At 45.0% G+C, this 9,743-nt stretch carries 9 protein-coding genes and 1 pseudogene; 6 read left to right on the top strand and 4 right to left on the bottom strand.

Going from position 1 to position 9,743, the window contains the following annotated elements; genetic code table 11:
* Positions 1-49: 49 nt before the first annotated feature.
* Positions 50-241: a hypothetical protein gene (locus ACLFWI_RS19915; protein ID WP_446414354.1), complete on the bottom strand. Its 192-nt coding sequence runs from the start codon at positions 239-241 to the stop codon at positions 50-52.
* 425 nt (positions 242-666) lie between these two features.
* On the opposite strand from ACLFWI_RS19915, the gene ACLFWI_RS19910 reads away from it, so the two are divergent.
* From ACLFWI_RS19910 to ACLFWI_RS19890, 5 genes and pseudogenes are all read left to right on the top strand, one after another.
* Positions 667-999, top strand: a complete 333-nt coding sequence (locus tag ACLFWI_RS19910; protein WP_446414353.1) for a hypothetical protein — start codon at positions 667-669, stop codon at positions 997-999.
* Positions 1,000-1,257 (top strand): hypothetical protein, encoded by a 258-nt coding sequence (locus ACLFWI_RS19905; RefSeq protein ID WP_446414352.1) that lies wholly within the window; start codon positions 1,000-1,002, stop codon positions 1,255-1,257. It begins immediately after the preceding gene.
* 89 nt (positions 1,258-1,346) lie between these two features.
* On the top strand, positions 1,347-1,613 hold the full coding sequence (locus ACLFWI_RS19900) for a hypothetical protein (RefSeq protein ID WP_446414351.1): 267 nt from the start codon (positions 1,347-1,349) through the stop codon (positions 1,611-1,613).
* 532 nt (positions 1,614-2,145) lie between these two features.
* The gene (locus tag ACLFWI_RS19895; RefSeq protein WP_446414350.1) at positions 2,146-2,448 is read left to right on the top strand and encodes a DUF433 domain-containing protein; all 303 of its coding nucleotides are present in this window, start codon (positions 2,146-2,148) and stop codon (positions 2,446-2,448) included.
* A 4-nt stretch (positions 2,449-2,452) separates the two neighbouring features.
* Positions 2,453-2,752 (top strand): annotated as a pseudogene (locus ACLFWI_RS19890) (DUF5615 family PIN-like protein); the annotation flags it as partial.
* Between the two features lie 161 nt (positions 2,753-2,913).
* Here ACLFWI_RS19890 and ACLFWI_RS19885 read toward each other — a convergent pair.
* Positions 2,914-5,103, bottom strand: a complete 2,190-nt coding sequence (locus ACLFWI_RS19885; protein WP_446414349.1) for a recombinase family protein — start codon at positions 5,101-5,103, stop codon at positions 2,914-2,916.
* A 251-nt stretch (positions 5,104-5,354) separates the two neighbouring features.
* On the opposite strand from ACLFWI_RS19885, the gene ACLFWI_RS19880 reads away from it, so the two are divergent.
* A complete protein-coding gene (locus tag ACLFWI_RS19880) occupies positions 5,355-6,704 on the top strand; it encodes a proton extrusion protein PcxA (RefSeq protein WP_446414348.1) in 1,350 nt (449 codons plus the stop codon).
* A 149-nt stretch (positions 6,705-6,853) separates the two neighbouring features.
* Here ACLFWI_RS19880 and ACLFWI_RS19875 read toward each other — a convergent pair whose 3' ends face one another.
* Both ACLFWI_RS19875 and ACLFWI_RS19870 read right to left on the bottom strand, forming a co-directional pair.
* Positions 6,854-7,192 carry an antibiotic biosynthesis monooxygenase gene (locus ACLFWI_RS19875; protein WP_446414347.1) on the bottom strand — a complete coding sequence of 113 codons (339 nt, stop codon included), beginning with the start codon at positions 7,190-7,192 and terminating at the stop codon, positions 6,854-6,856.
* 70 nt (positions 7,193-7,262) lie between these two features.
* Positions 7,263-9,623 carry a hybrid sensor histidine kinase/response regulator gene (locus tag ACLFWI_RS19870; protein WP_446414346.1) on the bottom strand — a complete coding sequence of 787 codons (2,361 nt, stop codon included), beginning with the start codon at positions 9,621-9,623 and terminating at the stop codon, positions 7,263-7,265.
* Between the last annotated feature and the right edge of the window lie 120 nt (positions 9,624-9,743).

Genomic DNA, 9,743 nt, shown 5'->3' with positions numbered 1-9,743 from the left:
CAATTACTACTCCCCTTGAGAAATTGCCCGTCTGAATTCCCTAACCGCTTCAACCTGCAATTGTCCGACTGAAGAGTTCGTGGTCTTGTGAAACTGCCCAAATTTCTACCTCACCCTTGTAGTAGAACAGTCGTATTCCAGGGGAATTCTTGAATCCCTCTTGAATGAATCGAAATTCTTGCCAGTTGATTCCTAAGTGGGTAAACCGTTGGTCTGTAAATTTATCTAGTGTCTGTGTCATTGCGATCGCTCATGTCAATGTTCATGCTATTGTTTCCTGCTTGTTGTCTTGTCTCTTCTTCTGCCACCTCATGTATAGAGTCTATAGGTAGGCACATTTTTCCATGATAAAAAGTATACCATGAATAAACAGGCGATCGCATTTACTAATGACAATTTCTACCTCAACCGTCGCACCGCTTCTAGATCATCATCGGTGGCTCGCTACTAATACCCAATTGAAATACATAACAGCTTATCTTGGGTGCGATCGCTGAAAACGTCAATCTTTGTCAATCTGTGTTATTTAAGCGTGAGTCTCTGGCAGAATGTGATTCAATCTGTGTCCTCTGTGTTATCACAAAGGGTCTGGATAAACACCTAGCGATCGCACCCCAAATTAGGGTATAATCAGGGCGTAATTATATCCTCGTTCAGGCGGTTGATATGAGTAACACCGTGATCAAAGACCCAGATTTTCCCATGCGTCACGCCCAAGTCACCGAACTCAAAAATACTGCCAAAATTGCTGAGATGGCAAAAGATGCTGATATCCTCGTCACCCGCAATGGCGAAACTGTGGCTTATCTGGTTAATCCAAACCATTATGAAACCCTGATCAAAAACGGGTTGGAGATCAGGAAAGCCGTTACAGCCGCCTTTCTCAAAAGCTATGAACAGCAACATGGTTCTCTGGAACGGTTAGACGAGGCAATTTCCGCTTCTCGTCGCGACGAATTTGCCACGCAGGAAGAAGAAGCCGAGGTGTTTGGAGACTAAATGCGAGTCACCTTTCAGAAAGCCGCCCTAGATGACATCAGAAATAAAAAGGGCGGTGTTCCCCAACAATTCCGTAAACCCTTGCGTGAGTTTCTGCGAAATTTAGTATTTGTGGGTCAGGGAATGCACTGTACATCAGAGAAATACGCGGATTTGTATTTCATTAAGTTCAAGTATTGGTATGTTATGTATCGTGCTGTATCTGAGGAACACATTGACGTAGTAGCTGTACAGTACAACTACGGTCAGTTACCTTAGTTACCAAAGTTGCCAAAACTTCTGTGCCATAGATTTGAATTTTTGCTGTACTATTGAGGATAAGATATCCGTTAAATTAGCAGCCAAAAATGTCAACCCTTGAATTTACCGCCAAGGTACAGGATGGCAAGATAGAAGTCCCCGAAGCCTATCGGCAACTCCTGCAAAATATTGACTGTGTAAAGATTACTGTAACCTCAAACAGCGTTAGCACTCAAGTTATTAATGAAGTTTGCGTCAATTTAATTAAGAAAGCGTTAATGAGCGAGACAGAAATTCAGCCAAACACGCGATCGCATTTACTAATGACAATTTCTACCTCAACCGTCGCACCGCTTCTAGATCATCATCAGTGACGCCATTTACCACAAGGGCGCACCTCTCTCTGTGCTACCCTACGCTGTTCGGCATTTAATTAATGTCAATAACCAGGAAATTCTTGTAGTAGTGCGTTTAGCGAAGCCATGCCGCAGGCTTTGCATCTTGCTCGCTACTAATACCCCATTGAAATACATAACAGCTTATCTTGGGTGCGATCGCTTAAAACGTCTTTCTGTGTCAATCTGTGTTATTTAAGCGTGAGTCTCTGGCAGAATGTGATTCAATCTGTGTCATCTGTGTGATCACAAAGAATCTGGATCAATCCCAAGCGAAGCTTATCGCTCTTTTTATGTCCTCGTCTGCCACCTTATATATAGAGTCTATAGGCAGGCATATTTTCCAACGATGAAAAGTATACCATAAACCAACAGGCGATCCTCAACCCATCTCCCAAACCTGATCACCCTTAGCATGATTGCTCAGGTTATCCCAGCCATTGTTGAGTAGAGATAGCTTTAGATTAAGATAAGCTAAGACAGATGCTCATTGTAAGGTTGCAGATAGTCTATGGTGGCAGTAATCTCCGAACACATTGAAATCACCCCAGGCGTATGTGGTGGAAAACCGCGCATTGCTGGACATCGGATTAGGGTTCAAGATGTTGTCATTTGGCATGAACATAAGGGAATGTCTCCCGATGAAATTGTGTCTCGATATCCGACTATTACGTTATCCGATGTATACGCAGCTTTAGCTTATTACCATGATCATCTGGAAGAAATACAACAACAAATGCGAGACGGTAAAGCTTTGGTGCGTGAATTGCAAGCAAAAACTCCTTCCAAAGTGCAGCAAAAATTAAGAGGATAGAGTTTTGAAAAAAATCAGGTGGCACTTAGATGAGCAAGTTGATCGGGCGATCGCTCAAGCCTTGAAACAACGGGGTGTTGATGTCACCACAACACCAGAAGTAGGACTTTTAGGTGCCACCGATGAAGAACAATTAGCTTTCGCGATTTCTCAACAGCGAGTAATATTTACCCACGACGAAGACTTTTTAATCCTTCATCAACAGGGTGTAGAACATTATGGTATTACTTACTGTCACCAAAACAGTCGATCAATTGGTGATATTGTGCGAGGGTTAATTTTGATTTCGGAGGTACTCGAACCGAATAAACACGCGCTCATTGTGTCTTGGGTGCGATCACTTGAAACGTCTCTTTGTGTCAATCTGTGTTATTTAAGCGTGAGTTTACAGCAGAATGTGACTCAATCGGTGTCTTATGTGTTGTAACAAAGTTTCCAAAGCAACCCCAAGCACCCTGGATATATTCAATGACTCACAACTGACTCAGCCGTTAACTCTATTGAGGAATGAACTAAGTTTAACAACGGACCCGTTTGTTCTGTCCCATTGACGGCTAAATCACTATGGCACAAATACACTCGCTCACCCACTCGCCCTAACAAATCCTGTAAAATTCGCTGTAGGCGTTCCTCATCTGCTTGGATTTTATCGGCTTCTGTCCAAGGCTGTCCAAACCAATCCTTGAGAAATAAGGGCGCTGCAAATAACGTCGCTGCACCTCCCTGACTCCAAAGATGAGATCCCGCATCTAACCAAAAATGCCAACGATGATAGCCACGGGCGGCTCGATATTGGAAAATGGTGGCTAGGGTAACGGCTGAATTAGCCGTAGCGGGGAGACGACGAAGGGGAAAAGAATTGGCGGTGACGGTTCCCCGACGTAATAACTGAATAAATTGGGAAATCGTCGCCTGCGGTGGTGTTCCCCCTCTGGCTATTTCCTGATCAGTCGTATTAGCGGGGAGTTTCCGCAATCGTCCATCCACTTCCCAATAATGTTGGGCGGTTTCCATGAGTTCCCGCAAAGCGGCAATTTGGTCGTAAGGTAGATTAGAGCCATTCCACAGGAATTTCTGGATAGCGCGATCGAGGATCACCACACAGGAGGGAATTAGGCGCTGTTGCTGTTGTTCTCGTTGCACCTCTAACCATTGCTGAATCTGGGTGTAAGCCGTTGTCGCCCGATGTCCTAAGCGATCCCAACGGGCAAAGGTTTCAACAGGTAATAAGTGGGGGGAGTCGGGATCAGGAGAATAGCAGTAATCGGCGAGTAAACCCGCCCGCACCGGGTCAATATGGGGACTGGGGATGGGAGAGTCTGCTTCAGCCTTCGCCACAGGTTCGGGTGTATGACTGAGAACCACCAACATTTCGGCGATCGCCTCTCGATCCACTAACCGCCCTAACCCTGGATAGACAAGGGTTAATAGGGTTAATAAGGCTCGAATTAAGGGGGAACTAATTAGAGGACGCTGTTCGTTCAGGGGTTGGATGGGAATTCCCTGTTTGCTGAGAATATCGGTCAAAGTATACCGGGCGATCGCGTCTAATCCGGGTGCAATTATGGCAATATCCCCCGGTTCCACTTGTCCTGACTTCACGGCTTCTACAATTACCTCAGCGGTACGGCGCAACAACTGAGCGCGGGATGTGGTTTGTAGCGATCGCAAAAACTCCGGCAAGTCTGACAATATCATGGGGTCGTTGAGTAGGTCTACCGCCATTGGCGATAACGCATCGGCTAAGGAATCATTCGGCTGTGACGGTAAGGATTCCACTTGACACCGAGAGGCTAATCCCGACAAATAATCCGGATCAGCATTTAAACCTAAGCGCACTTGACCCTGGGGATTATAGGTAAACGCCCCCACGATACCCTGATCTAAGAGTAAATCAAACAAATCCCGTGCGATCGCCGGATACTCATCCACATCATCTGCCAGTATCGCCCGATAACGCTGGGTTAAATACTTTTTATAGGTAGCATCGGGTAACATTTCCCGCCAATAGAGTTCACCCACCAGACTGTATGTCAACAACCCTTTATCCAGACACCACCCCCGCCAATCTAAAAGCAGTTTACCGATTAATTCCCATTGATCCGGGGTGGCTTCGAGTTCCACCACTCCCTGTTCTAGCATCCTGGGAATCTCTTCAATCGGTGTTCCACTCAGGGCGGCTAATTGTAACAAATCTAACAGACGCCGCACCCGAACTGACTCATTAGTTCCCGGTATCGGAATTAATCCAGATTCCAGGTGGGGACGCCACAATTGCATGGCTAAATCCTGTTCGGTTTCCGGGCGCAGGCGCAGGGGAAACTGGGCTCTCAGATTTAACCGTTGGATTAAAAGGGGCCAAAATAGAATTACTTCGTCCTGAAAGAAGCCCAAGGGAGTCTGACAACGCACTGGATAACGCCCTTGTAACGTCGTCGTCAGGCGATCTGTCAACTCCCGACGATTATCAGAATTGGCTGCCAAAATTAACAGGGCTGGCGTCTGATAGCGATCGCGCCGCTTTTTGTGGACAATGGGAGAAGATAGCTGACGCGATCGACCCCATCCCGCTTCTACCCATTGGCGAAACAGAGTCACCAGCCGACTTGTTTTGCCCGTGCGAGTACCGCCACTAATCCAAATCGAATTCGTCATTCGTCATTCGTCATTCGTCATTCGTCATTTGTCATTTGTCATTTGTCATACTCGCTCCCTTGAGAAGCAAGCTACGTTTATGTAAGGGTTTGAGGTTTATTTACAGAACTTAATCTAGGTGGATTTATTGCCACCAACCTACTTAGACTTAATATCTGTTAACATACCACGTAAAGTAAACTATATTAATTCTGGCGATTGAGAGCCAGGAACGCTCCGGACTATTTTTTATTGAGATATTAGCCGTTTCGATGAAGCTACCCTCTATTTTACGTCTGGCTAACCAATGGTTCGCGGATACCCCCGAAAGAGCCTTAGATCAAGCTTACAAAGCTGCGTTAACTATTAAATCCATTGAAGATGAGCATTTTAATGGGCAAAAAATTTCGGCTCAATCCAGTCAACATAGTGATAGTGTTATTTCCTATTTCGAGGCTGACTTAAAGAAATATTTAAATACGATTCGAGTTCGCTTAAGAGAATTTAGAACCAGTCGGTCATTTTTTCGTCTTTCTGAGCCAAAAACAACCAATAGCTTGCTCGGTTCCAAAGATAATTTATACCGCTATGATCTCATCGAATTAACCGAAAAGCAAGCAATTATCATTGAGAAACTCAACTTTATTGATCAAATATTAAAACGATATTCAGAACCTGAGCCATCCTCCGTTTCCTTGATCCCGCTATCTGCCAATCAAGTGGCTCAAGCCAACGGCAATTCCAGAACTACAGCCAATACCAAAACCTTATCCCCGTTGCAGCAGGCTAGGGTTAATCCCCAAAATGATGCATTAGAAACTGTATCAGATAAAACCGGGGTTGTGCCTCGGTCAATTCTGCGAACCGTCAACCGCCTGCAGCGGGAACTTGATCCCAAAGCTGAAGAGGAAGTTGTCAAAAAGTTTCGCACGTCTCGAGACAAAACCTTAATTTCGATCAAGTTTATTTTAACCCTGATCATTGTTCCCATTTTAGCTCATCAGGTGGCTAAAACCTTTGTGGTTGGACCCATTGTTGACTCGTTTCGCTCAGACAATGAGCCGGGTATTTTTTTAAACATCGACATGAAGGAAGAAGCCTTCACCGAACTCCAGCGGTTTGAAGAGGAACTGCATTTTAAAAGCCTATTGGGAATGGCACCAAAGTTATCCTCGGAAGAAATGGAAGAACGGCTGAGAACAAAAGCCACTGAGCTAGCTGAGGACTATCAGTATCGCAGTTCTGATGCGATTAAGAATATTTTTTCTGACTTAATTTCTCTCGCTTTTTTTGCGGGAGTGATTGTGACTAGCAAAGCGGATTTTGTGGTTTTAAAATCATTTATTGATGATATTGTATACGGACTCAGTGATAGTGCCAAAGCCTTTATCATTATTTTGTTTACAGACATGTTTGTCGGATTTCACTCTCCCCACGGTTGGGAAGTGATTCTGGCGGCAATTTCGCGACATTTCGGGATTCCCGAAAATCATGATTTTATCTTTTTGTTTATTGCCACGTTTCCGGTGATTCTCGATTCGGTGATTAAATATTGGATTTTCCGTTATCTGAACCGGATTTCACCATCAGCGGTGGCAACTTACCGCAATATGAATGAATGATTTTGTCATTGGTCATTGGTCATTGGTCATTGGTCATTGGTCATTGGTCGAAAATCGTTTTAGTAAAGGGCGACCCGAGCAAATTGGGTGGACACCGTTGTTGATTAGTGCAAGCGGGTCGCCCCTACACAAGAACCAAAGTAGCATGATTATTCTTCTGCTGTTTTCACAGAAGGGGGTATTTGACTAGACACTTGATAAAATGTAGTCGTGGGTGGCTTGATAAATAAATGAGACATCTTCTCCAAAATCTGTTGATAAGCCTCATTTTGATTTTCATCCATGTCTTCGATATGATCCCAAAAGATAACGGCAATTCCTTTATCCGTTCCCGGTTCTCGCAGCATGTATGCCCCTTGGAATCCGTGAGTGTAGGTGGAGACGGCTTCTTCATAAAGCTGTTGGGCTTGTTCAAATTTACCGGGCTTAAATTCCCCGATCGCGACATAGGCATACTTGTGTTTGAGGAAATCTAGAAATTCGCTCATGCTTACACTCCTTATTGATTAAGTCAACAACCAAGGACAAATGACAAAGGACAAAGGACAAAGGACTACTTCATGTTGCCATCAATGTGGCAACTTTGTGCAGAAGTTGGGCAGGTTCTACGGGTTTGGGTAAGTAATCGTCAACGAGGGCGTTGAGTTTTTGCTGTTCATCGGCTGAGAGTGAGGATGTAATCAAAGCCAAAACTTTGATGTGTGCTGTTGTCGTCTTATGGTGGAGATAATAGCTGATCTCATATCCGTCCATTGCCGATAACTGCCAATCCACAATCACGGCATGGGGTTGCAGCAGTTCAATTTGCCTCACCGCCGTCGAACTTTCGATCAGCCAAACTAGATGATAACCCGCCGCCGTGAGAATTTCACAGATGGCTGTCGCACTAGCTTCATTATTTTCGATTAAAACTATACTCCCTGGCACCGAAGATCCCTTTCCCGATGAGGCGGGTGATTTGGTTCCTCCTGGAACAACCGATTGCAGGGGTAAGCAAACGGTAAAAATAGACCCTTTTCCCACAGTTGATTCAACTTCAATTGTACCGCCATGGAGTTCGACCAATTGTTGAGTCAGGGCTAGCCCTAAACCTGTACCTTCGTAGGTACGCTGATAGGTTTTCTCTAACTGCTGAAACTTTTGAAACATGAGGGGAATCTGTTCTTGGGGAATACCAATCCCCGTGTCTTCGATTTGAAACACCGCTCGATTCTGTTCTCGCCAACCCCTTAAAGTGACCTGACCACCAGCTGGGGTAAATTTTATCGCATTTCCCAATAAGTTAAACAGAATTTGCCGAAGTCGGCCTGGATCAGCCTGAAAGCGATCCTTGGGGGTAGGGACTTGCCAATCGAGGATTAATTCTACTTGACCAATGCTGGCTTTTTCTTTTAAGGATCGTAAGGTTTGCTGGGCAAGATATCGCAGGGAAAATTCGTTGATATTTAAAACGGCTTTTCCCGCCTCTAATTGGGAAAAATCAAGAATATCGTTAATTAGTGCCAGTAAGTGTTCCCCATTCTCTTGGATGGTTTGTAAATAACGCCGTTGTTTCTCAAGGGATACAGTTTTGCTACCTCCCTCCCCCAATGACCACCGCAATAATGTTGCCGATAGTCCAATTACACAAGTCAGGGGTGTCCGCAACTCATGACTCATCGCCGCCAGAAATTCACTTTTGGCATGGTTAGCGGCTTGTGTCGCTTGCAGTGCATCCCGAAGTTCCTGGGTGCGCTCAATCACTCGCTGTTCTAGGCTACTTTTTTGTTGGTGCAGTTGGGCATACAATTGAGCCTGGTAAATGGCAACTGCCAGGTGTTCGGCAATTTGCTTGAGAAACAGTTTTTCACTTTCTTGCCAGTGTCTGGGTGCAAAACATTGGTGGGCAATTAGTAATCCCCAGAGGCGATTTTGGACGAGAATCGGCGCGACTAACTTGGCTTTAACTTGGGTTTGTCGCAGCAGTTGGAGTAAGCAGGGAGAATCGCTGTAGGCAGTTTCAATATCATCAATCGCCCCAGTAAATCCTTGGTGATATTTGGTGCGACAGTTGGAAACATAGAGGGCGCAGTCCTTTTCCTCTCGCCAATTGATGACAGAACCAATTTCATCCGAATAGCGGGATTCATAGGTTACACAACCCTCATCCTGTTGTGAGGGAGGCGGTGAAGTTAGAGAGTTGGCGTTCTCTAATTCATCTGTGAAATTCTCAACCTCAGTTTGATTGCCCTTATTCCTAAGGTTAACTAAATCGCCGTCAAATTGATAGATTAATAATCTATCCACGTTCAAAAAATGGCGCACCTCATCAACAGCCGTGGAGAGGATAACGGGTAATTCTAAACTTTGACGGATGTGAGTGGTAACCTGGTTAACTAGCCGTTCCTGTTCAACCTGTTGGCGTAGGGCTGCTTCAATGGGTTGACCAACCTCACAGTAAGGATGGATGGATTCGTTGCTGATTGGATTAGCGGTGAGTATGTCCATCAACAACAGCGTAAATTCACTCTGGATATCCCCTTGGTTCGGTTCTGGATAGGTTTGGATAAGCTTGAAGATATGCAGAATCTGGGGTTGGCGGGTGAACTGTTGAGTGAGTTGATCGAGAAAACTTGCGATCGCGTCTGACTCAAAGGTTAACCCAACCTGATACAGGCTTGAATGAGCATTTGTCTCAGTTTCCCCCTGTGACTCGATTGGAGTCGCGATGAGCAAGGCGCGGAACACTGGAGACACCAGCACTGTAAATCGTTGCACCTGTTGATCTAGACCCACGGATACAATGGGCAAGTCCTGCGATCGCAAGAGTACAGCTTTCCTACCAACTTTTACCTGCATCTGCTGCAATAACTCTTGCAGCCGCTCGAACATTGCCATTGGCAATGTTCGGCTAAATCTTGGATTTCCCAATATCGCCATGAGTTTGGTCTAGTTTAAGCAAGTGACAATGCTTCACCTCTGATTCGGTGTAAGCGGAGCCTCTATTCGATGCTATCCAAGATATAGCGATTTATTTATAACATCTTTATTAAAATTTCT

The sequence above is a fragment of the Coleofasciculus sp. genome (assembly GCF_046539235.1).
Taxonomy (GTDB): Bacteria; Cyanobacteriota; Cyanobacteriia; order Cyanobacteriales; family Coleofasciculaceae; genus Coleofasciculus.
The sequence above is the reverse complement of the archived record's forward strand: the minus strand, read 5'-3'. Positions and strand labels throughout refer to the sequence as shown.